14 protein-coding genes are annotated in these 23,888 nt (G+C 40.3%); 10 read left to right on the top strand and 4 right to left on the bottom strand.

Annotated elements, in window-relative coordinates; translation table 11 throughout:
- Nucleotides 1-117: 117 nt before the first annotated feature.
- From BVH04_RS02655 to BVH04_RS02635, 5 genes are all read left to right on the top strand, one after another.
- Nucleotides 118-1,470 carry a Gfo/Idh/MocA family protein gene (locus tag BVH04_RS02655; RefSeq protein ID WP_086539782.1) on the top strand — a complete coding sequence of 451 codons (1,353 nt, stop codon included), beginning with the start codon at nucleotides 118-120 and terminating at the stop codon, nucleotides 1,468-1,470.
- A gap of 517 nt (nucleotides 1,471-1,987) precedes the next feature.
- Entirely contained in the window at nucleotides 1,988-5,008 is a 3,021-nt protein-coding gene (locus BVH04_RS02650) for a SusC/RagA family TonB-linked outer membrane protein (RefSeq protein ID WP_086539781.1), read from the top strand.
- Between the two features lie 19 nt (nucleotides 5,009-5,027).
- Nucleotides 5,028-6,701: a RagB/SusD family nutrient uptake outer membrane protein gene (locus tag BVH04_RS02645; protein WP_086539780.1), complete on the top strand. Its 1,674-nt coding sequence runs from the start codon at nucleotides 5,028-5,030 to the stop codon at nucleotides 6,699-6,701.
- Between the two features lie 367 nt (nucleotides 6,702-7,068).
- Complete coding sequence (locus tag BVH04_RS02640) at nucleotides 7,069-10,140, top strand: SusC/RagA family TonB-linked outer membrane protein (protein ID WP_086539779.1); 3,072 nt, start codon at nucleotides 7,069-7,071, stop codon at nucleotides 10,138-10,140.
- Nucleotides 10,141-10,158: 18 nt separating this feature from the next.
- A complete protein-coding gene (locus BVH04_RS02635; protein WP_086539778.1) occupies nucleotides 10,159-11,994 on the top strand; it encodes a RagB/SusD family nutrient uptake outer membrane protein in 1,836 nt (611 codons plus the stop codon).
- A 174-nt stretch (nucleotides 11,995-12,168) separates the two neighbouring features.
- On the opposite strand, the gene BVH04_RS02630 is transcribed toward BVH04_RS02635, so the two are convergent.
- Complete coding sequence (locus BVH04_RS02630) at nucleotides 12,169-13,191, bottom strand: LacI family DNA-binding transcriptional regulator (RefSeq protein ID WP_086539777.1); 1,023 nt, start codon at nucleotides 13,189-13,191, stop codon at nucleotides 12,169-12,171.
- A 176-nt stretch (nucleotides 13,192-13,367) separates the two neighbouring features.
- Here BVH04_RS02630 and uxaC point away from each other — a divergent pair, with 176 nt between their 5' ends.
- The 5 genes from uxaC to BVH04_RS02605 all read left to right on the top strand — a co-directional run bounded on the left by uxaC (nucleotide 13,368) and on the right by BVH04_RS02605 (nucleotide 19,115).
- Nucleotides 13,368-14,807, top strand: a complete 1,440-nt coding sequence (uxaC, locus tag BVH04_RS02625) for a glucuronate isomerase (protein WP_086539776.1) — start codon at nucleotides 13,368-13,370, stop codon at nucleotides 14,805-14,807.
- Nucleotides 14,808-14,809: 2 nt separating this feature from the next.
- Entirely contained in the window at nucleotides 14,810-15,628 is an 819-nt protein-coding gene (locus tag BVH04_RS02620; protein ID WP_086539775.1) for an SDR family oxidoreductase, read from the top strand.
- Between the two features lie 727 nt (nucleotides 15,629-16,355).
- Nucleotides 16,356-17,531 carry a mannonate dehydratase gene (gene uxuA, locus BVH04_RS02615; RefSeq protein WP_086539774.1) on the top strand — a complete coding sequence of 392 codons (1,176 nt, stop codon included), beginning with the start codon at nucleotides 16,356-16,358 and terminating at the stop codon, nucleotides 17,529-17,531.
- Entirely contained in the window at nucleotides 17,528-18,082 is a 555-nt protein-coding gene (locus BVH04_RS02610) for a sugar O-acetyltransferase (RefSeq protein WP_086539773.1), read from the top strand. Before uxuA ends, BVH04_RS02610 begins: the two co-directional genes overlap by 4 nt.
- Before the next feature lie 100 nt (nucleotides 18,083-18,182).
- Nucleotides 18,183-19,115 carry a UDP-glucuronic acid decarboxylase family protein gene (locus BVH04_RS02605; protein WP_086539772.1) on the top strand — a complete coding sequence of 311 codons (933 nt, stop codon included), beginning with the start codon at nucleotides 18,183-18,185 and terminating at the stop codon, nucleotides 19,113-19,115.
- A gap of 303 nt (nucleotides 19,116-19,418) precedes the next feature.
- Here the strand turns inward: BVH04_RS02605 and BVH04_RS02600 are convergent, their stop codons facing one another.
- From BVH04_RS02600 to BVH04_RS02590, 3 genes are all read right to left on the bottom strand, one after another.
- On the bottom strand, nucleotides 19,419-20,615 hold the full coding sequence (locus tag BVH04_RS02600) for a hypothetical protein (protein ID WP_086539771.1): 1,197 nt from the start codon (nucleotides 20,613-20,615) through the stop codon (nucleotides 19,419-19,421).
- Between the two features lie 414 nt (nucleotides 20,616-21,029).
- Entirely contained in the window at nucleotides 21,030-21,782 is a 753-nt protein-coding gene (locus BVH04_RS02595; protein ID WP_086539770.1) for a LytR/AlgR family response regulator transcription factor, read from the bottom strand.
- A 2-nt stretch (nucleotides 21,783-21,784) separates the two neighbouring features.
- Entirely contained in the window at nucleotides 21,785-23,788 is a 2,004-nt protein-coding gene (locus BVH04_RS02590; RefSeq protein WP_086539769.1) for a tetratricopeptide repeat-containing sensor histidine kinase, read from the bottom strand.
- Nucleotides 23,789-23,888: the final 100 nt, after the last annotated feature.

The following is a 23,888-nucleotide window of genomic DNA, read 5'->3' as shown; positions in this document are numbered from 1 at the left end:
ACATGAAATCGAGCTTGACTAAGCGACAGGCAGAGGGATGATTTTCCGTACGGAGAGATTCTTCCGAATTAAGTTCGGGACAGGCTATGTGACCTCTAAAAATCAAATTATATACACATGAAAAAGAACAACAACAGAAGAGAATTCATCAAAAAATCTGCTGCTGCAACTGTTGGCTTATCTGCACTGGGTACTGCCGCTTTTTCAGCAAAATCTTATGCTAGAATCATAGGTGCAAATGAACGATTGAATGTGGCAATAGCAGGATTGGGAAGAAGATTGGGAGCATACTACGAGCCAATCGGCTTGAAATCCAGTAATGTCAATCTCATGTATCTCTGCGATGCCATGGAATCTCAGATGCCAAAGGCAGCTAAGAACTTTGAAAAGTATATAGACTACGCGCCCAAACTAGAGCAGAACGTCATGAAAGTGATGGATGACAAGGATGTGGATACCATGATTATCGCCACACCAGACCACTGGCATGCGCCGGGCACCTGGCTAGCGCTTGAGCGTGGCAAACATGTCTATGTAGAGAAGCCTTGTTCGCATAATCCTCACGAAGGTGAGTTGCTGATTGCTTTGCAAAAAAAGTATAACAAAGTGGTGCAGATGGGTAATCAGCAACGCTCGGCTCCTGAAAGCAGAGAAATCATCTCAGCTATTCACAATGGTGCCATAGGCAAAGCTTTTATGGCGAAAGCCTTTTATAGCAATAACCGGGGAGCGGTGCCAAATCCAACCGCAGCTCCTGCTCCTGCAGGATTAGACTGGGAACTGTTCCAAGGTCCTGCACCACGTAAAGCATACACGCATGATACCTGGGATTACAACTGGCACTGGTACGGATGGGAATATGGAACTGCCGAGACAGGAAATAATGCTACCCATGAACTCGATGTAGCTCGCTGGGCACTTCAAGTGGATTACCCAAGTGAGGTACAGGTTACTGCTGATAAGAGACACTTTCCCGATGACGGCTGGGTAATGTACGACACGATGGATGCTACATTCAAATTTGGAAACGGTTCCGTAATCCAATGGGATGGCAAGAGCCGAAATAGCTACAAAACCTATGGCTCAGACCGTGGCACAATCATTTACGGCACAGAAGGATCAGTGTATGTAGATAGAGGTGGATACAAACAATTTGACAGATCAGGCAAAGAGGTGAAAAACAGTATGTCTTCAAGTAATGAAGCAGGCACCGCACTTGGTGGAGGTGGCGATATGAGTACTACCCATATTGTCAATTTCTTCAATGCAGTTCGAGGCTTGGAAAAGCAAAATTCCACCATAGAAGAAGGAGCAGTAAGTACCCTGCTCTGCCACTTGGCCAATATCAGCTATAGAACCGGTGAGAGCCTAGTTTGTGATCCAAGTAATGGACATATCAAAAACTCTAAGAAGGCTTCAGCACTTTGGACCAGAGAATACGAAAAAGGCTGGGAGCCACCTAAAGTTTAGTGAGTTGATTAAATGATTTACAAATCAAAATGCAGATTCATAATGACTCCTGGAAAAGACCGGCAACAGCTGGTCTTTTTTTAGGTCTTTCACCCTATATTTTATTTAAGTTTTATATTCCAGGATTATCTAGATGATATTTATTTCGGCTTGAAAAGAGAAATAAACCCTCTACTATTTACATAATCACTTAGGTATGGTTACTAAATTCATGAGCCTTTTTTTTGAAGAAAAATATTTCGAATGACCCTAACTCGAAAAATATTACTGAGCAATAAAAAATTTTAAACAATTGTCCTGATTTCTAATTAATACCTATTGTTACCAGACAACAAGGTTTTTAACCGCTTAAATGTGCAATCGATTTCGTAAATAGAATTTCGACATTATTCGAAAATATTAGCGAATGTTATACCTTAATGTGTGGTAACAAAAATTTGGATTTCGCTTGAACATTTAAGCAAGGATTGAATAAGGTTACCAAAGCAAATTTTATTTTAACAAAACCCAATTTACTATGAAAGCAAAATTTTACACGCATTTGCGGGTAGTGTTGTTTTTGCTGCTCTCTGTCTCCTACAGCTGGGCGCAAGAAACACAAGTAAGCGGCACTGTTTCTGATGAAACAGGCCAGCCGTTACCCGGTGCCACTATCCTCGTCAAAGGTACCACGACAGGAACCACATCGGATTTGGATGGAAAGTATTCTATTTCCAGCCCTGCTAACGGAACTCTGGTTTTCTCATTTATTGGATACAATCCAGTAGAAAAAGTTGTAGGAAACCAAACAGTTCTTGATGTCAACTTATCTCCTGATCTATCGGATCTTGAAGAAGTAGTTGTAGTAGGATACGGTACTGCCAAAAAGAGTCAATTGACTGGAGCGATATCTTCAGTAGGCTCCAAGGAAATTCAAGAATTACCGATAACGGATGCAAGACAAGCACTTCAAGGTCGAGCTGCTGGTGTCGATGTGACACAGGCAGGTTCGAAGCCCGGCTCTGCACCTCAAGTTCGTATCCGTGGTCGTCGATCTTTTAATGCTTCGAATGAACCACTATATGTGGTTGATGGAATTCCGACCGTAGGTGGACTTGATGATATCAATCCACAGGATATTACTTCTATGGAAGTCCTCAAGGACGCTTCAGCTACTGCAATTTATGGCTCTAGAGGAGCCAATGGTGTGGTATTGATTACGACTAAAAGAGGATCAGTTGGAAAGACGATCGTGACTGTCGATTCTTATTATGGCGTTAGTCAGGAGTTAGGGAGAATTGAAGTCTTCGACGGTCCTGAATTTGCAGAGTACAAAAGAGAATCAAGAAGAGCTACCGGAAGATATCCAGAGGGACCTGCCACGGCGGAAGCGGATGCAAAGATCTTTGAACCCGTTGAATTAGAAGGAATTGCTTTAGGGAGAAGCACTGACTACCCAGCTGGATTAATGCAGACTGGAAATATTCAAAGCCACCAAATTGGAGTAAGTGGAGGAAGTGAAAAAACCACCTTTTTCATATCGGCAAACTATTTCAAAGACGTGGGTGTCATTCAGAATCAAGACTTTACACGATATACTTTCCGTATTAATTTAGATCACCAAATCAACAGTAAAATTAAGATCGGAACATCGACTTTATTCTCTCGCAGTGATAGAAATGGGGAAAATTTCAACCCGCTTGGAGGCGCATTAGCTGAGAACCCACTTGGCAAGCCTTTCGATGATGAAGGAAATCTGATTTTCCTTCCAACTACAGACGGCTTAAGAACCAATCCTTTCGCAGAGGTCGTTCCGGGTGCTCAGGTGGATGAAACCAGAAGGTATCGTGCATTTACTAGTTTTTACGGTAGTTGGGATATTGCAAAGGGACTTAGCTATAGAGTGGTTTTTGGTCCTGACTTGAACATCAGACGGACGGGTCGTTTTACAGGTTCTCAAACCAATGCAAGACGTGGGGGACCTGCTGCAGGCAGCGTGGATGATCGATTCCAGTTCAATTACACATTAGAAAATATCTTTACGTATAATAAGACTATTAATTCTATCCACAATATAAATATCACGGCGCTCCAATCTTTTCAGCAGGATCGATTTGAGCGTACTACATTGAGTGTACTAGGTATTCCTGCGGCTTCTCAGCTCTACCATAGATTGGGCGATGCCTCGCAGATCACAGGAGCGAATACAGATTTGATCGAATGGTCTTTGCTTTCTTACATGGCTAGAGTGAATTATAGTTTTAAAGAAAAATTCATAGTCACTGGTACTGTACGAGCTGATGGTAGTTCACGATTTGGCGCTAACAACAAATTTGGTTTTTTTCCTTCAGCAGCAATAGGCTATAATTTGCATCAGGAGGAGTTTCTGAAAAACTCCAAAAATGTAGATGTGTTAAAATTGAGAGTGAGCTATGGTTCTATTGGTAACCAAGCGATTGACCCGTATCAAACTCAGGCTTTATTGGGAAGGACTTCTTATGCTTGGGATACCAATACGGCTGCATTCGGATATAGACCCAATTCAATCGGTAACCCTGACTTGAGATGGGAAACTTCTACCACATTTAATTCGGGGTTGGATTTCTCTTTCTTCAAAGGTAGGATTATGGGTAGCTTGGAGTATTATGTAACAAATACTTCTGATTTGCTAGCTCCGCAGCCACTTCCTAATTCCACTGGTTTTGGAGGATTTTTAACCAATATCGGTGAAACTCAGAACAGAGGCATTGAACTTTCTTTGTCAACACTAAATATTGAAAAAGGAGATTTCACTTGGTCTACTGATATCATATTTACCAGAAACAGAGAAGAGATCATATCTCTACCAAATGGAGATGATCTGGCAGCGGGAAGATTTATCGGACAGCCACTGACCGTTTTCTTTGACCTGAAAAAGGTTGGAATTTGGCAAACTTCGGAAAAGGATCTTGCTGAAAGTTTTGGTGACAAACCTGGGGAAATTAAAATTGAAGACGTTAATGGAGATAACAGAATCAACTCCCTTGATCGTCAAATTTTAGGTTCTGCGGTAGCTGATTTCTCTATGGGTGTGACTAACCGTTTTAATTTTAAGGGTTTTGATTTCTCTTTCTTCATCTTCACAAGACAGGGATCAATGATCAGATCACTCTTTCACACTAGTAATAACAACCTATTTGGTCGATACAATAACTTGGATGTGGACTACTGGACTCTAAACAATCCTACAAACGCTTATCCGAGACCAAATGAAAATCAAGAATTCCCTAAGTATAGCTCCTCCCTGAACCTTTTTGATGGTAGCTTCATCAAAGTCCGAAATATAAACTTAGGCTACACCTTCAATGATGTTGCCTTGAAAAAAATCGGATTCAGCAGTTTGAGATTGTTCAGTAGTATTCAGAATCCATTTATTTTCTCAAACTACCGTTCAGTTCACAAGGGAGTTGATCCTGAGACCTTTATGGATGGAGAGCAGGGTGTAGAAGCTGGTGCAATCACTGCAAATGTCACACCTCCAGTCGTTCAGTACACATTTGGAGTTAACGTAAAGTTCTAATTTCTAAGCAACTAGAATCATGAAAAAAATATCTAAACAATATCAATTGAAATCCTGGATTACGTCAGGAGCATTAGCCGTTTCACTTATTCTGGCTTCTTCCTGTCAGGATGCACTGCAGGAGGATGTCATTTCCCGAATTGGGAATGATTACATGAATACATCAAAGGGACTTGAAGATGGTGTAAATGCTGCCTATACGTCTTTAAGAGCGTGGTACGGAACCGAAAGGGGACATAATATGACTGAATTCGGAACCGATATCTACACCAATGGTGCAGACGGCTCTTGGAAATTTATGAATACTTACACCAATGAATTTGATTCGCAAAACGGACAAGTCCGGCAGCTTTGGGATGAGTTCTATAGCGGAATCAATACGTGTAATGCGATAATTGAACGAGCTCCAAACGTAACTGGAATACCTGAGGCGACTAAGAAAATACGAGTGGCTGAGGCAAAATTTATCCGGGCACATCATTACTTTATTATGGTGCAGCTTTTCGGTGCAGTTGATCTGCAACTAGCCGAAACTATTGTTCCTACTCGGAAAGTGAGCAGGGCAACTGTATCAGAAGTTTATTCGGCCATCATCGCAGATTTGGAAGAAGCTATACCGGATTTGGAAGGGACGAAAGTTTCCGTCCAGTATGGCAGAGCTACACGTGCCGCAGCTCAGAATCTGTTAGGTAAGGTATACCTTACCAGAGCTACTTCTGAAGCAAAACAGACGGATGACTTCGCTAAAGCCGAAACACTTTTCACAAGTGTAGTGGCTTATGGATTTACTCTTATGCCTCAGTATAGCATGATCCATCAGTTTGGCAATGAACGGAATGATGAAGTAATTTGGTCTATTCAGTATACTAGAGATCCATTGACCAACGGTGGAGGAAACAACTCTCACGTATTCTTCTTGATGGAATACGATACACAAGCTGGAATGCGTAGGGATACTCAAAATGGTCGACCATTCAAAAGATTCAGACTGACCCCTTTTGCACTGAATACAGTTTTCGGAGAAAGAGTAAATGACAGTCGATACAAAGCCTCATTTATTGATGTCTTTTTCTCCAACAGACCAGGGACATTCAATACTAGTTTTGATCTTTCCAAACCTTCTGTGACTTACGCAGAAGGAGATACTTCTATTTTCATTCCAGGATTTGAAATGTCTCTTGCGGATAGAGCAAAGAAAAAATACCAGGTTTTGGTTCCAAGCAGATATGACGAAAGATTATTTCCAGGGTTGAAAAAGCATTTGGACCCGGGAAGAGCTGACTTGACTCAATTTGAAGGTGGACGTGACTTTATCGCGATGCGATTGGGAGAAACCTATCTAGCTCTAGCTGAAGCGCAGTTGAAACAAGGAAAAGTTGCTGAAGCGACAGCCACCCTGAATGTGGTAAGAAGAAGAGCTGCATTCTCGGGCAAAGCCGATGCTATGGAAATCACCGCCGCCCAAATGACGATGGACTTTCTCATGGAGGAAAGAGCTCGTGAACTTACAGGGGAGCAATTCAGATGGTTGGATTTGAAGCGTTGGGGCGTTTTGGTGGAGCGAGTGAAACTCCACAACGCACAAGCAGCTCCAAACATTAAAGATTTCCACGTTTTAAGACCAATTCCTCAGAATCAAATTGACCGAGCTGAAGGTGGACCAAGCGGTTTCCCGCAAAACACAGGCTATTAAGTTATTCATAGATATACAAAATAATATACTTAAAGAGCTGTCCCGAAATCCGGGACAGCTCTTTTTATTTTGTAATATCTATCACTAAATATTGAAATCATTAGCAAGGATATTTCATTTTTTAAACAATATTTTATCTATACAAGCTTAGGTTAACTACATAGATAAACAATGAAATTGGGCTTCTTATAATATAGCTAAAATACTCCAAACCCCCCTAAAATGATCACGAAATCGATTGCGTAGATTAATGAGGTGGTATAAGGACAGAAGAACTATTTTATTTTACATTGGAATGTTAATAATTCTTAATACAAATTAATTAACATTTAAATCAATTTATTCATTAACCATTAACTCTCTACTTATGTGGTACAAATTTTACAAAAACCTCTGGTTGTTTGTATTTTTCCTATGTATGAGCGTCACATTGACGCATGCACAAGAAGTACAAATCACAGGTACTGTTTTAGATGAAACAGACATGGCTCTTCCTGGAGTAACGGTCTTACTTAAAGGCACGACTACAGGTACGACAACCGATCTCGATGGAAAATACTCCATAAGCGCACCACAAGATGGTGTTTTGGTATTTTCATTTATCGGATATGATCCGATAGAAATGGAAATCGGTAATCAATCCGTAATAGACATTCGGATGAACCCAAATACTTCCGATCTAGAGGAAGTAGTAGTAATTGGATATGGTACCGCCAAAAAACGGGATATTACCGGCGCTGTATCTTCAGTCAATCCCAACAAATTAGAAAACGAAAACCCGAATTCAGTACAGGATATCCTTAGAGGTAATGCCGCTGGACTGAATGTAGGAATCAGTACCTCTGCCAAAGGTGGTGGATCACTTCAGGTAAGAGGGCAGACTTCCCTAAATGCTGGAAATTCTCCCCTATTGGTTTTGGACGGCGCTATTTACTATGGTGAACTAGCTGATATCAATCCAAATGATATTGAAAACCTAGAAGTACTCAAGGACGCAAGTGCTGCAGCTGTATTTGGAGCTAAAGCTGCCAATGGAGTAATATTGATTACGACTAAAAAAGGAACATTCGGTAAGCCTACTATCAAATTCAACATGAATGCTGGTCTGGCTAGTATGGCTACTTTTCCTGAGGTATATGGCCCAGATGGATTTGTAAGCTGGAGAGAAGATGTATTCAAAAGTATCAACGCAGGTGGTTATGATCCTTATGAATTCTCGGATCCTAGAACCCTACCGAGTAATATTTCACTAGAAGATTGGTTGGCTTATGATGGGTCAGCTGGAGACCCGGTCACCGTTTGGCTCCAAAGATTGAATATGCAGCCTGAAGAAATCCAGAATTATCAAGCTGGTAATTCTGTGGATTGGAGAGATAAGATTTTTCAGACAGGATTTAGACAAGATTACACAGTCAGCCTATCTGGCAGAAATGAAAACTTCAACTATTACTGGTCTGTAGGCTATCTGAATAACGAAGGTATCATCATCGGTGATGAATATGAGACTATCCGAACCAGAATCAACCTAGAAGGCAAAGTAAACAAGTGGCTTACTGTCGGAATGAACGTTCAATTTGCTACTCAGGATCAAAGTCAGGTAACTGTTAACTGGAACTTGTATAGAACTCTATCTCCATGGGGCTCCGAGTATAACGAGGACGGAACTTACAAATGGAGACCAAATGATGAGCAAAGCGGTGGAACACATCCTTTTTATGATAGAACTTACATAGACAGAATTGATAGAGATGTGAATATCAACTCTACTATTTATGCTGCTATTAAGCTTCCATTTGGCTTCAACTTCAGAACCAATTTCACTCCAAGATTTGAGTATTATGAATACTTCAATCACCAATCTGCTGCTCACGAAGTGTGGGGCGCCCAAGGCGGTATAGCTTCTAGAAGACAGCGCAAGGAATATTACTGGCAAATTGATAACATATTGACTTGGCAAAAAACTTTCGCTGAGAAGCATGATTTCAATGCCACTTTCTTAATAAACGCAGAGAAATTCCAGTCTTGGGATAACACCATGACTAATAATGGTTTTGAGCCTCATGATCGTCTTGGATATCATAACATTGGTGGCGGTATCAACCCAATCATCTCCAGTAATGACGAATACAGTACAGGCGATGCCCTAATGGGCCGATTGATCTATTCTTACGATGGGAAATATTCCACCACAGTATCGGTAAGAAGAGATGGGTATTCGGCGTTTGGTCAGAGTAACCCTAGAGCGTTATTCTATTCAGCAGCAGTTGGATGGATATTCTCCGATGAGGACTTTATAAATATTGACTGGCTGGACTTCGGGAAAATGAGATTCTCTTGGGGTAGCAACGGTAACAGAGATATTGGTAGATATGTAGCACTTTCCGATTTGAATACGGGTAAGTATTTCTACGAAAGACCAAGCGGCGAGCTATATCTGGTGAATCAGCTCTATGTAAACAGAATGCAAAACAACAACCTTAAGTGGGAAAGAACTGAATCTTTCAACCTAGGTTTAGATTTCTCAATCCTCAAAACCAGATTGACCGGTACTTTGGAGATGTACAAAATGTCCACTTCTGATTTGCTGGTAGAGAGAAGTCTCCCTGATTTCCTAGGCTTCAACTACGTATATGACAATCTAGGTCAAGTGGATAACAAGGGTTTCGAACTCACATTGAATTCTACCAACTTTGAAAGAAGCAACTTCATTTGGAGAACAACTGGAAACTTTCAATTGAACAGAAACGAAATTGTGAGCTTGTATGGTGATTTGGACGAAAATGGTGTAGAACTAGACGATCCAAGCAATGGATGGTTCATCGGTCGCGCAATCGACCAGATTTGGAATTATAAAACCCTAGGTATCTGGCAAACTGAAGAAGCTGAAGCTGCTGGAGAATACGGGGTGAAGCCAGGTGATTTCAAAGTTCAAGATGTAGATGGTGATGGTAAATTCACAAATGCTGACAGACAATTCCAAGGCTATACCGAACCACGTTTCCGTTGGAGTTTGAGAAATGAGTTTACTTTATTCAAAAACATAGACGTTTCTTTCATGATGTATTCTTACTGGGGACATGTAGGTTCGTTCAACCAGATGAAAAACAGAGATGGCTTCTTGGATAGAACCAGCTCCTATGTGACTCCATATTGGACAGAAGAAAACCCTAGTAACGAATGGGCAAGGCTAAACTCTAGCGAGGGTAGTGCTGGTGGGTATAATATTTACCGCAAAAGATCCTTCATCCGCCTAGAGAACATCTCTATGGGTTACAGTTTCCCTAAGCAATTGGTAGAGAAAGCTAAAATCGCAAATCTACGTGTGTATGGCAACATCAGAAATGTTGGATACCATGCTCCTCAATGGGACTTCTGGGATCCAGAAAACTCTGGCCCTATCCCGAGATATTTCACACTTGGAATTGACGTTACATTGTAAGCCTAAAAAAAAACTAAAATGAATATAAGAAGTAAAACAAACTCAATAAAGATCCTTTTGACAGGATTGATTATAGCAGTGACTTCTGGATGTAATGAAGATTGGTTGGAACCTAAGCCTTTGTCTTTCTACTCTCCAGAGAATACCTATAATGAAGCAAGTGGATTATGGGCAGCCTTGGTTGCCTGTGAAAGAAACATGCGCCATGAATATACCGGTGATGGCTCCCCTATTCTTACGGAGCACATTTTCTCCGAAGTAGCTATCGAAGGTACGACCGATAAATCCGGACCTGCTCAGGATATGGACCTTCTGATCACACCAGATGCAAATCTCAACAGTACAAATACAAACAGAATCGGATGGTACTGGTATGAGGGATACAAAGGAATCAAGTATGCAAATACAGTAGTTTCCAGAATCGATGAACCTCAGGATTATGAAAATGAAGGTGAAAGGAACCATATTCTTGCAACTGCCTATTTCCATAGATCACTGCGTTACTATAGACTAACTCAACAATTTGGTGACATACCCTTGATTTTAGAAGAAGTCATCCAACCAAAACTTGACTTCTACTCTACCGAGCGTACGGTGATTCTAAAAAAAATGAAAGAAGATCTTGAGTGGGGAGAGGAATGGATTCCGGTAGTGATGGATAGAGGAAGAGTGCCTAAAGGAGCCCTCCAGCATCTTTTGATCAAAATCAATCTTGCTCTCGGTGAATTCCAAGATGCATTAGATGTAGCAAATAGATTAATTGATAGTGGGCCTTATGCACTCATGACAGAGAGGTTTGGTGTGGATGCAGGCGACCCTACTAAAAATGTGATTTGGGATCTTCATAGACCTGAAAACAAATCCACTGTACGTAACACTGAGTCTATCCTTCTTGTGATGGATAGAATTGATACGGATGGAAATTCAAGTGGTATTATTACGATGAGAAACGCCGTGCCTTTTTGGGGATCAAATATCAACACTCCTGCTGGAAACAAAGGAACTTCGGATCGGGCAGGAATTTCAATCGACCAAGTGACTGAATTTGGAAGAGGTATAGGGAGATTGAGAGGTACATGGTATCACCAAAGCATGATTTGGGATGATGAAAATGACTTAAGACATGCTCCAGGCAACTGGATGAATATGTCAGACCTTGTGTATAATAATCCTGGCATCTCCGGTTCAGACCCCTATTACGGTGAAAATCTTGAATTCAGAAATGATGCCGGGGTAGTAATAGTAGTAGATACCATCAGAAGCTGGTTCTCATGGCCGCATTACAAACTGTATGTACCAGATCCGAACCGTCCTCAACCACAAGGTGGAAATACAGACTGGTATATTTTCCGACTTGCTGAATCATATCTATTGAGAGCTGAAACTAAATATTGGCTGGGCGACCTTGCTGGTGCTGCAGCGGATATTAACGCTGTAAGAACTAGAGCGGGTGCTGCTCCATACACTGCAGCTGATATTACTATCGGTACTGTTTTGGATGAAAGAGCTAGAGAACTATACTATGAAGAGCCTAGAAAAACTGAACTGACTAGAATGGCAAGAATCTTTGCAATGACTGGCAAAACTCCTTACAATGGTAAGAGCTATAATGAGGCTGACTTCTCTCAAAATAATTTCTATTACGATAGAATTATGGAAGTAACTGATTACTACAATAAGGGCGTATTTACCAGACACGGAGACACTTATACGCTAAGTCCTTACCACGTACTTTGGCCAATTCCACAGAATGCTATTAATTCAAATACCAAAGGTCACCTAAACCAAAATGAGGGGTACTACGGTTTTGAAAACAACATTCCTCCGCTCACGACTATCGAAACGGACGAATAAATAAGATTAAAATACTTAGCTATACGCTTTGAAGAGTGATTTTCACAGCAGAGGCTTTGTTACGGAGGCCAGTTTAATAAATTGGTCTCCGTTTTTTTTATCCCATTTTTAAAGGCTCAAAAAAAAGCTGTTACGATTATCGCAACAGCATCCCAAAGCTAATTTCTTTTCTCACTATTCTCCCAAAGTCGATTCTCTGATCGTGATCTTAGAAGGAATAGTGACCACCTGATCTATCAAATCATAATGCAGAGGCTTTGTCAATTTCTTAATAAGCAACTCTGCACATTCATTTCCAATAGATAAAGCTGGCTGAGTGATAGTAGAAAGTGAAGGGTTTAGCAAACCTGCAATCGAGGAATTGGAAAAACTAATCAATTTCAAATCTGAAGGAATTCTCAATTTTGTTCTTTTTACTGCATGATAAGTTGCAAAGGCCAACTTCTCAACGGATGACAAAATACCATCTGGTCGATCAGGCGATTGCAAAAATTCTTCTATTAATTTCACATTAATCTCTTCATTATGGCTACAGTAAAGTGTCAACCCTGGATCCAATTCCCAGCCTTCGCTTTTGATAGCATCATTATAACCTCGTTGTCTCTCTTGACTAATCGAAAGATCTTTGCATAACGTAAACAATGCAATTCTTTTGCAGCCTTGCTTAATCAGATGCTTGGTTCCTTCATAGGCACTTTCGTAGTCATTCGTAATGAATTTTGTGGTAGGAATTTCTGCTCTTATTCTATCAAAAAATATGATGGGAAGTCCCCTATCATGCAATTTTCGCAAATGCGAGATATCACTTGTTTGACTGGTAACCGACATGACAATTGCATCTGCTCTTCCATTTAAGAGCAAATTCACGATTTTTCGCTCCCGCTCCGTATCCTCATGTGTATTATAAACTAAGAGATGGTATCCATGTTCTTGTGCAATTTCTTCTATGCCATCCATTACCTGCGCAAAAAAGCTATTGATGCGCTCCGGGATAATTACAGCAATGGTTTTACTCTTGTTTTCGCGCAAACTTCTTGCGAAGGGATTGGCATGGTAATTTAGCTTCTCAGCCATGCTAATTACCTTTTTCTTAGTTGCTTCTGAAATTTCGTAACTATCGTTTAAAGCTCTTGAAACAGTAGAAGGCGCGAGATTTAGTTCAGCGGCCAACTCTTTCAAACTAATTCCTGAAATCATGATATTAAGGGTAAACTGGGTTAATTATTGCGTACAAATTACAAATCATTGGGGTTATTAAACCTATACCGCCTGCATAATTTCGAAATCGTTTCCGCATTTTATTCCTCAAATGAAGTTGATTCAGGGTATTTTTAAGTTAATAATCAGTTGTAGAATTTAAGCCTAAATATCAAATGCCTTATACCACCACGAAAGCGTCATTCTTGTCTGACGATTTTCTATTGCAAAATGATTTTGCCAAAACGCTTTTTCATCAATATGCCAAAGATCTTCCCATCATAGATTATCACAATCACCTTCCGCCTACGGAAATCAATGCAAATAAAAAGTTTGAAAATATTTCTCAAATCTGGCTTGCAGGTGACCATTACAAATGGCGGGCAATGCGGACCTTCGGTATCAATGAAAAGTTCATAACTGGCGATGCGTCAGACGAAGAGAAATTCATGCATTGGGCAAAGACCTTACCTCACACACTTAGAAACCCACTTTATCATTGGTCTCATCTGGAGCTGAAAAGATATTTTGGGTTTGACGAATTACTGTCTGAAGCGAATGCCACTGAAGTTTACAAGCATTGTAATACTGCCTTGGAGCAAGATACTTATTCCACTCAAGGGCTTTTGGCACAAATGAAAGTGGAAGTCGTGTGCTCCACAGACGATCCTTTGGATTCCTTGGATCAGCATGTTTCTTTCCACAAAAAAGGAAATAAGCTTGGTATGTATCCAGCTTTCCGACCTGATAAAGCCTATGCAGTAGAGAACCCAACCTTCTATTTGAATTATCTTAACCAACTTGGCGGGACCACGGGCATTGAAATCACCTCTTTCGAAAAATTAGTGGAAGCGCTAAACAAACGAATTGATTATTTCCATGAAAGAGGTTGCAGACTATCTGATCATGGGCTGGAGCAATTATACTTTTTTGGAGAAAATGACTATTCCATCGAAACCATTTTCAAACAAGTGCAGGCAGGAAAAGTACTCTCAACACAAGAAGTGAATTTCTTCAAATACACTACGCTCCTTGCCCTATGCAAAATGTATCATGCAAAAGGTTGGGTACAGCAATTTCACCTAGGGGCTCTGCGAAATACCAATGAGCGCTCACTTCGGATCTTGGGTCCTGACACTGGATTTGATTCTATTGGGGATTTTTCCCAAGCGAAAGCAATGGGTGGCTTTTTCAATAGATTGAATTTGAATGATCAACTTGCCAAAACTGCCATCTATAACAACAACCCTGGCGACAATGAGATTTTTGCCACGATGATAGGTAATTTCAACGACGGTTCAATCAAGGGAAAAATACAGTTCGGCTCTGGCTGGTGGTATCTGGATCAGAAGGATGGTATGGAAAAGCAAATCAATACCCTATCGAATATGGGGCTGATCAGCTGTTTTATAGGGATGCTTACAGATTCCCGCAGCTTCCTTTCTTTTCCACGTCATGAATATTTCCGTCGTGTACTATGCAATCTTTTTGGACAAGACGTAGCCAATGGCGAACTTCCTTGGGATGAAAAATGGTTGGGCGGCATCATCTCTGATATCTGCTACAACAACGCAAAACAATACTTTGACTTTAGTCCAAAAAACTTTCACGTTTAATTATGAGTAGTTCTCTATTCTCCCTCCACGGGAAAAAAATAGCCTTTTCGGGTGCCACTGGCGTTCTTGGTCAATCCATGAGTTCATACCTAGCCGGTGAAGAAGCAGAAGTCCTGATCTTGGGTCGCAATCCTGATAAAGTAAAAGACCTGGTAAAGCAAATAGCCGATTCCGGAGGCAAAGCATTTGGCTATATCTGCGATGTCACTGATGAAGCTAGCATTCAGAGAGTCTTTTCAGAAATAGAAAAAGAGCATGGCTACATTGACATACTGATCAATGCCGCCGGAGGAAATATGCCCGGAGCAGTAATCACTCCAGACAAAACGCTACAGGATTTGGAGCTGGATGCCTTGCGAAAAGTAATGGATCTGAACTACCTCGGAACAGCCATCCCTTGCAAGATTCTTTTTCCACTAATGCTGAAGAATGGCAAGGGAAACATCATAAACATCAGCTCTATGGCTGCTTCCAGGCCAATGACACGGGTGCTGGGTTACGCTTCTGCCAAAGCGGCGATTGATAACCTTACCAAGTTTCTATCCGTGGAGCTTTGCACCAAACACGGCCCAGAATACAGAGTAAATGCCATTGCTCCGGGATTTTTCCTGACTGAGCAAAACAGAGCACTTCTCACCGAACCTGATGGGAACTTGACTGGCAGAGGCAATCAGATTATAAGCCACACGCCCATGCATAGATTTGGCAAGCCAGAAGATCTGAATGGAGCTTTGCATTGGCTTTGCGCTGAAGCTTCGGCTTTCGTCACAGGAACTATCGTAGCTGTAGATGGTGGATTCGGTGCTTACTCGGGAGTTTAGCGATTTGAAATCTCAAATCTCTGATAAATCACTTTCGCTTTCATTCTAGTATAGAGAACCAAACATAAGATAATATGGAGGCCAGTGTTGTTATAATTAAATTATGTACGTACGCTTTTCTGCCAGTAAGCGAATTCTCTTTGGTCAATGGGTTGGAAGACCGGAGTAAACCAGAATTCAAGGTGTCTTTGGATCTTCGATCCTATAAATTTTCTACTGGCAAGATTCCGTATAATCATATTAAATTAAATGAGTGTTCGCTTTGTTGCACGTTCCGGAAAAAAGCTAAATCTTGATTCTAAATCGGATCAAATTCCCCCTTTCTCAAAGGGGGTAAGAGCCTGCCCCGAATATCGGGAGGGATTTGAGGAAGCAAATCAGTATTATATTTGGCAACGTGCAGGATTACGGATACTCATATTAAATTATATAAATTTTGGAATAGCTCCGAAGGAGCCGAACCATTCATAACCCTGTACGAAGTGCAGGGCAAATGAATACCTAAGCTTTCAAGAGCCCTGAAAGGGCGAGACCTGAAAGTTGCACCCCTTCAGGGCTTGTTTATCTAACATTTTCTTTGCCCCCGGCTTCCCCGAGGGTGATGAATTATTTCAATACTTCGAATCTCCTTTTTGAGAGAAATGAAGGAAATTAATTAAGATCAGAATATTTGGCTATTGGCAACATTGCTCGTAATCCTATTTTAAAACAACTAACTCATAAAACAATGACCTATAAAATGGAGCAAACCATGCGCTGGTATGGACCAAATGACCCTGTTAGTTTAAGAGATATTCTCCAGTCAGGAGCAACCGGAATTGTAACGGCTCTACACCATATTCCCAATGGCGAAACATGGTCGCGAGAAGAAATAAAAAAACGTAAAAACATCATTGAAGCTGCCGGTTTGACTTGGTCAGTAGTAGAGTCGGTTCCCGTTCATGAAGTCATCAAAACACGCTCGGGAAATTACCTTGAGGTAATCGAAAACTATAAAGAAACCCTTCGAAATCTTGCTGCAGAAGGCATCTTCACTGTTTGTTATAATTTCATGCCGATCCTTGACTGGACGAGAACAGACCTGGAATATGAGCTTCCAAACGGTGCGAAAGCCTTGCTTTACGAGAAAAAAGCTGTTCAGGCATTTGACCTTTTTATCCTGGAAAGAGAAGGTGCAGAAGCTGAATATTCTCAGCAAGAATATGATAAAGTAAAAGTTTACTACGAAGCGCTGACCCCTGCCAAGCATCAGATGATCTTCGATAATATGCTGAAAGGGCTTCCAGGTTCGGAGATCGGCTATACATTAGAAGAATTTAAAACCATGCTGGCAACATACGATGGAATCGATGCAGCTAAGCTAGCTGAGCACTTGAGACTTTTTCTGGATGCTATCGTCCCTGTCGCTGAAGAAAACGGAGTTTGTGTAGCAATCCACCCGGATGATCCTCCATTTCCATTATTCGGTCTTCCCAGAATCATGAGCACAGCAGATGATGCAAGAAGGATTCTGCGAGATCAGCCAAGCCCATCCAATGGGTTGACTTTCTGTACCGGTTCTTTTGGAGTACGTGCGGACAATGATCTGCCTGCTATGGTGAGAGAATTTGGTGATCACATCCATTTCATCCATTTGCGAAGCACCAAAAGAGATGAGGCTGGCAACTTCTTTGAAGACAATCACCTGGAAGGAAATGTACCGATGGTGGCAGTGATCGATGAGATCATTCAGGTGCAGCAGAAGCGAGGCAAAAGCCTACCTATGCGACCTGACCATGGCCATCTGATGCTGGATGACCTGAGCAAAAAAACCAACCCTGGCTATTCAGCAATCGGCAGATTAAAAGGTTTGGCAGAAATCAGAGGTGTAGAAGCAGGATTATTATACAGTCAAAAAAAATGACAGAAAAGGAGAAAATGCTAGCAGGCGAACTCTACCAAGCCAATGATCCTGAATTGGTAACAGAGCGCTTAGAGGTGAGAAAACTGGTAAAAACCTTCAATGACTCGGATCCGGAAAATACCGATTTGAGAATTTCTCTGGTAAGAAAAATTTTTGGAAAAGCTGGGAAGAATTTCTGGGTAGAGCCTCCATTCTATTGCGACTACGGATCAAATATTGAAGTTGGAGACGATGTGTTCTTCAACTTCAATTGCGTAGTACTAGACGTCTGCAAAGTCACCCTTGGCGATCGCGTATTTGTGGCGCCAAATGTCCAGTTTTACCCAGCCACTCACCCACTCGATCCTGTCAAAAGAGGAGAAATGTGGGAATATGGCAAACCCATTACCATTGGCTCGGATGTATGGATAGGTGGATCAGCAGTGATCTGTCCCGGAGTGACTATCGGGGAGCGAACAGTTATTGCCGCAGGGGCTGTGGTGACTAAAGATTTCCCATCAGATGTAGTAATAGCCGGAAATCCAGCCAAAGTGATTAAGTATCTGGTGTAAGTCGCATTGATATACCGATTGCCCAATTGTATTTCCTTATTTTGAGAAACAATTGCTTATTTTTGGCCACAAGTGTTTTTGAACTTTTTGTTTTAATTGAATGAAACGAGTTTTAGTAAGTGGTGGCGGCGGATTTCTTGGCAGCCACCTTTGTGATCGCCTTCTATCTGAAGGAAATGAAGTTCTTTGTGTAGATAATTTTTTCACTGGCAACAGAAGAAACATCCACCACCTTCTTGACAACAAGAATTTTGAATTACTTCGTCACGATGTCACGCATCCACTTTATGTAGAAGTAGATGAAATCTATAATTTGGCTTGTCCTGCCTCTCCTATTCATTATCAATTTGACCCAGTTCAGACTACCAAAACGTCTGTCATTGGAGCTATGAATATGCTTGGACTTGCTAAAAGATTAAAAATCAAAATTTTACAGGCAAGTACTTCAGAGATTTATGGAGATCCGGAAGTTCACCCTCAGCCAGAATCTTACAAAGGAAGTGTAAATACTCTTGGTCCAAGAGCCTGCTACGATGAAGGAAAGAGATGTGCAGAAACGCTCTTTTTCGATTACTACAGACAACATAAAGTAGCAATCAAAGTCATGCGGATTTTCAATACCTATGGCCCAAGAATGCACCCGAACGATGGTCGGGTTGTGAGTAACTTTATAGTACAAGCGCTAAAAGGCGAAAACATTACCATGTATGGAGACGGAAAGCAAACACGTTCTTTCTGCTATGTGGACGATAATATCGAAGGCATGTACAGGCTAATGAATAGCCGGGATGGATTCACTGGCCCAGTGAATATTGGCAACCCGGATGAATTCACGATGCTGCAACTTGCACAGCAAATCATCGATCTCACCAATAGCAATAGTAAAATGGTCTTTTTGCCATTGCCTCAAGATGATCCTATGCAAAGGAGACCTTTGATTGATCTGGCGAAAAAAGAATTGGACTGGGAACCTACTGTAAATCTCAGAGAAGGGTTGATTAAAACTATAGCCTACTTCGAATCTGTAATCTGATTCCAGCCATAAGTCATTAACACAAGAGCCATCACACGATGGCTTTTGTGTTTATTACATTGCTTTTTCTATGGACTCTTTTTTATAGACAGCATCATACTCAGGATTTTTTACTCCTTGGAGTTGGGGGATTCAAAGTCTGCTTTCAATTTATCCAGCTTAAAAATAAGGTTCGGTGTCTCTTAGGGATTAATTGAGAATAAGTCAGTATTCGGCTGTCAAATCAGAATTCTCAAAAGAAATAACATTAAAAAATGCCTTCCAGAAGATCCGAAAGGCATTTGATTTTAATACTACTGCTTATCACCAAGATGGTCTATCTGCTTTTCTAAGGCCTGGATCACCGGCAATAACTTGCTTGGATGAGTCATTCATATTATCCTTCCCACTAGCACTACTATTGTACTCACTTTTAGACAGCCAATACTTTGTAAAGTAAGCTTCAGCCCCGTCATTTTTGTTCAATACATTTTCCACCAGTGGACACCTTGGTGAAAACTTCTTGACTTTAGAATCTGCCACTATAAGTAATTGCATCACTGTTCTGGAAGATGCGGTATCTGATTCATTCAGTGCCTGGTCAAATCTATCTCCTTCATTCCAATGATTTACAAATTTGGTAATTTGGTTAGGGTAGAAATTAATTTCTTTACGCCCCATTACCGCCTTAGCACCAATTGAGATAAAGTTGTTGTTCAGAGTAGAGGCGTGACAATTTACTTGATAAGCCATCCTCAGAGGAAATTTTCCTCCTGCATATTTCCCTGTTCCCAGACTATTAATGTCCGCATTGGAGATCTCTTGCCCATCGTCAAGAGTGATACATTCTTTGGTACCATGACTACAGATAAACAAATCGATTGAGTAGCCATCATCAGCCAAATCCCTCATCAAATCAAGAAAAGCTTTTTTCGAAGTATCCCTGGAGTGAATAGTGGGTTTTGGCGAAGTGTTATAAGTCTTTTTCATCAACACACTCTTATCGTATCCCTCAAAACACGCCCCATAATTGATAGCTGCATTCTGGATAAGTTTATAGAAATCATTGTCTAAAAACGAAACAAGAGTCAAAGAAGCTGTCTTCTTTGGAGTATTCAGACTTTCGCCTGTTGTTTCTCCTTCAGCTTCCACCTTGTAGTAAAGGGTGACATTTAGCCTTCCATCTACAAGGTGTACTGTGTTACTTCCTTGCTTCCAATTATTGGATGTATTTAGATCTAACGAAAAATCATCGAATTCATCGTCACCATTAAATCCCTTATCTACATCGCCCACAAAGCCACTGATATTTATTGTCGCAGTGCTACTGACATCCAACTCTTTGATTTTTCCCAATTGAACAGTTGCGCCATCTTTTACGTCTTCGGGATTATTTTTTTCCCGGCTAGCCAGCTCGGCACCGTTTACTTTAAAACTGTAATACAGTTCCCCGTTTGGTTCATGTGATGGATCACCGTTGTCTGTGACAAGGAGTTTTTCCAACGTGATTTTAACTTTCATCTTCTTGATAGTTTAGGATAAAAATATTTGATTTAAAAGCATGTATATGCTGATCCATGGATTAGCCGTCATGCTTATCTGCAGTGGCAAAAAATAATTTTGCAACTGGTTAAGATGAAATAAAATTAGGCTGGCTCTTGTATTAAAGCTAAGCGGACTTTACCTATGGTCGGTGTCAGTTCAGAATTGGCAGGAAAAAACAAACAACCGGCGCTCTCCCTCAAACCAAAAAAAACGAGCAAGCAGATTATAGATTAAATTATATGTATGCACGCTTTTCTGGCAGTAAGCGAATTCTCTTTGGTCAATGGGTTGGAAGACCGATGACCGAAGACCGGAGTAAACCAGAATTCAAGGTGTCTTTGAATTTTTGATTCTATAAATTTTCTACTGGCAAGATTCCGTATAATCATATTAAATTCTATTCAGCAAATTCAAAAAAATATCTTTTCTCCTGCGAGAAATATCCACATGGTGATCATCTGTCAAAATCACATAGCCGCCTTCTCCTTTAATGTATTTGAGCACATGTTTCATATTGATCAGATAGGAATTATGAACTCGACAGAATCCTTGATTGATGAGCATCACTTCGAAGTCTTTCAAATTTTTAGAAACCAGCTGATTTCTTTTTCCAGAAAGAAAAATAGAAGTATAACTTCCACTGGCCTGTAAATAAATTATCTCCTCTACCTGGAAAAAGTCTATCCCATCCAGCGTGGGTATTGCCAGTCTTTCTATTTTTCCCTGTGTACGATTGATATTATGAAGTACTGATTCATATCTATGTCCAGACTCTTCCCGATTACTACTATTCTCTTTGGCTCTGCGTACAGCTTGAATCAACTCATCGACATCTATGGGCTTTAACAGATAATCAAGTGCACTGAATCTAATGGCCTTAATCGCATATTTATCATAAGAAGTCACGAAGATCACTTCAAAATCAATTGGTGAAAGTCTGCTCAATACATCAAATCCAGATAATACAGGCATCTGAATATCCAAAAAAACAAGAGATGGTTTCAATGATTCAATCATCTGAATTCCTTCTTCAGGACCTCTACACACAGCTATGATTTCTACTTCCGGACAATATTTCTCTATAGAATAAACTAAGGATTCTCTACCCTTCTCCTCATCATCTATGACTATTGCCTGTATCATTTTTAGCTGATTGGAATTATTACAGTGACTCTAGTACCAAGGGCCTCGCCGGCTTTATCTTTTAGATCAGAAATTTTTATAAGTTGTTTTTTAAATTCCTTACTCATTAGTCTTAACCTCTCTTCGGTGAGTTGGAGACCGAGTGATTTACTTTTCCAGACTGAAGACTTTTTGAGTTCAAATGCTTTCTGTCTGCCAACTCCATTATCTTCAATTTGGCAAATTAATTGATCCACCTTTTGCTTCAGTGAAATAGAAATCAGTCCCTCCGCATTGGATTGCCTGTTCATTAACCCATGCCAAATCGCATTTTCGATAAATGGCTGAAGCAACATGCAAGGCAGGTATGTATTATCAAGGTCAATATCATTCATCAAATTAAGCTGATATTTAATCTTACCACCAAATCGAAGGGATTCTAACTGGATATATGATTCTAGTAATTGAAGCTCATTTTTAAGGGAAACCTCCGAAGACTCTGCATTTTCCAGGATCATTCTAATAAGTCTGCTGAATTTTGTAAGATACCTAGATGCATTTTTTTTATCTCCGTCTAGTATCAATTGGTTGATGGAATTTAAGCAATTGAAAATAAAATGCGGGTTGATCTGAGCTTGGAGAGCTTTCATCTCCAGTTCAGTCAATTGACGCTTAAAGTCGATTTCCTGAATCTCTTTATTTTTGGAAGCCAAACGTTCCTGATTTTTGAGACGGTTTCTCAAAATATAAATTACCAAAAATGCTACTAAACTTACCAATATAAATCCACCAAGAAAAGCTCTTTTAATGGTAATCTGACGCTGAACTTCCTGTTGATTCAATGCTTTTTCCTGTGCCAACAACACTATTGCTTGATCTTTCTTTTCACTTTCATACTGAGCCTGGAGTTCATCTATATGTTTTATAGATTCCTCATTCATTACACTGTCCTTTGCCTGCATGAAAAGCGTCTGATAGTTATATGCTGTCTTGAAATCATTTTCCGCCGCACTGATATCCTTGAGAATCGCATAGATATCTCTCGAAATTGGCATTGAGTTGATCTCTTTAGACAAATCCAGTCCTTTCAATAAATATTGTCGTGCTTTAGATGGCATATTTACTTTGAAATAGGCTTCTCCGACATTTCTGTAACTTTTTGCCAAATCGTCCTTTCTGGGTATTTTCTCTCTAATTGCCAATGTCTTCAACTGATAATCCAAAGCTTGTTGATAGTTACCCAGATCATTTTCAATATGTCCTAGATTTGCTAATTGAAAGGCGGATTCTCTATCATTTCCCAATTCTTGATTGATTCTAAGTGCTCTTATAAAATATTGTTTGGATTGATTATAATCCTTCATATCGCCGTATACACCGCCTAAACCATTTAGACATGTGGCCATTCGGGTCAAATTCCCCAAACTATCTAAAATCACAAGTGCCCTTTTGTAATTTTCAATAGATGAATCATATTGTTTCAGCAGCCTATATACTATCCCTATACTCGTCAAAGTGCTGGCTGTAGAAAGTTGGTTATTCTCCATTTCACTGATTTTGAGCACCCTAAAGTAATACGGCAAGCATTTCTCATAATTACCCATGTTTCTGTTTATAGCCGCCAAATCATACAATGCATCAGCTACATGTGATGAATCTCCCAGAGGCGTAAAATAAGTCAGCGCTGAATCCAGGTACTGAAGTGCTAATTGATGATTACCGCTGACTTTTTCAATATTCCCATACCTCAAGTAGCTAAGCCCTACCCCATCTATATATCCTATTTTCTTGGATAAAGCATAAGCACTATCTGCATATGGTCTTGCCAAGAGTGGTTGATTGTCATTCCTGCTCAGGTGCTTGCTCAGAAGATGATAGATTTTGACTCTATTTGTATCAAATTTAGTTTCAAATAATGCCTTTCTGAGGCTGTCAATTTTATCAGATCCCTGAGCATATGCTTCAGTGAAAATGGATGAAATGAGAATTAAGAAACAAAGCAGTTTCTTTTTTATTGAGTTTTTCATAACCTTAAAAGTCTAAGTTATACTAGAATTCTTGGCTCATAAATAAGAGTGTCTTCCAAGAATACTAATTTCGTCATGAGATCTTATCTTATTGATAATT

The organism is Algoriphagus antarcticus, assembly GCF_002150685.1.
GTDB classification, from domain to species: Bacteria; Bacteroidota; Bacteroidia; order Cytophagales; family Cyclobacteriaceae; genus Algoriphagus; species Algoriphagus antarcticus.
This window is presented reverse-complemented; position numbering and strand designations above follow the sequence as displayed.

Coding starts and splice junctions, on each gene's coding strand:
- BVH04_RS02655 (WP_086539782.1), top strand. CDS start 118: ATGAAAAAGAACAACAACAGAAGAGAATTCATCAAAAAATCTGCTGCT.
- BVH04_RS02650 (WP_086539781.1), top strand. CDS start 1,988: ATGAAAGCAAAATTTTACACGCATTTGCGGGTAGTGTTGTTTTTGCTG.
- BVH04_RS02645 (WP_086539780.1), top strand. CDS start 5,028: ATGAAAAAAATATCTAAACAATATCAATTGAAATCCTGGATTACGTCA.
- BVH04_RS02640 (WP_086539779.1), top strand. CDS start 7,069: ATGTGGTACAAATTTTACAAAAACCTCTGGTTGTTTGTATTTTTCCTA.
- BVH04_RS02635 (WP_086539778.1), top strand. CDS start 10,159: ATGAATATAAGAAGTAAAACAAACTCAATAAAGATCCTTTTGACAGGA.
- BVH04_RS02630 (WP_086539777.1), bottom strand. CDS start 13,191: ATGATTTCAGGAATTAGTTTGAAAGAGTTGGCCGCTGAACTAAATCTC.
- uxaC (WP_086539776.1), top strand. CDS start 13,368: ATGCCTTATACCACCACGAAAGCGTCATTCTTGTCTGACGATTTTCTA.
- BVH04_RS02620 (WP_086539775.1), top strand. CDS start 14,810: ATGAGTAGTTCTCTATTCTCCCTCCACGGGAAAAAAATAGCCTTTTCG.
- uxuA (WP_086539774.1), top strand. CDS start 16,356: ATGACCTATAAAATGGAGCAAACCATGCGCTGGTATGGACCAAATGAC.
- BVH04_RS02610 (WP_086539773.1), top strand. CDS start 17,528: ATGACAGAAAAGGAGAAAATGCTAGCAGGCGAACTCTACCAAGCCAAT.
- BVH04_RS02605 (WP_086539772.1), top strand. CDS start 18,183: ATGAAACGAGTTTTAGTAAGTGGTGGCGGCGGATTTCTTGGCAGCCAC.
- BVH04_RS02600 (WP_086539771.1), bottom strand. CDS start 20,615: ATGAAAGTTAAAATCACGTTGGAAAAACTCCTTGTCACAGACAACGGT.
- BVH04_RS02595 (WP_086539770.1), bottom strand. CDS start 21,782: ATGATACAGGCAATAGTCATAGATGATGAGGAGAAGGGTAGAGAATCC.
- BVH04_RS02590 (WP_086539769.1), bottom strand. CDS start 23,788: ATGAAAAACTCAATAAAAAAGAAACTGCTTTGTTTCTTAATTCTCATT.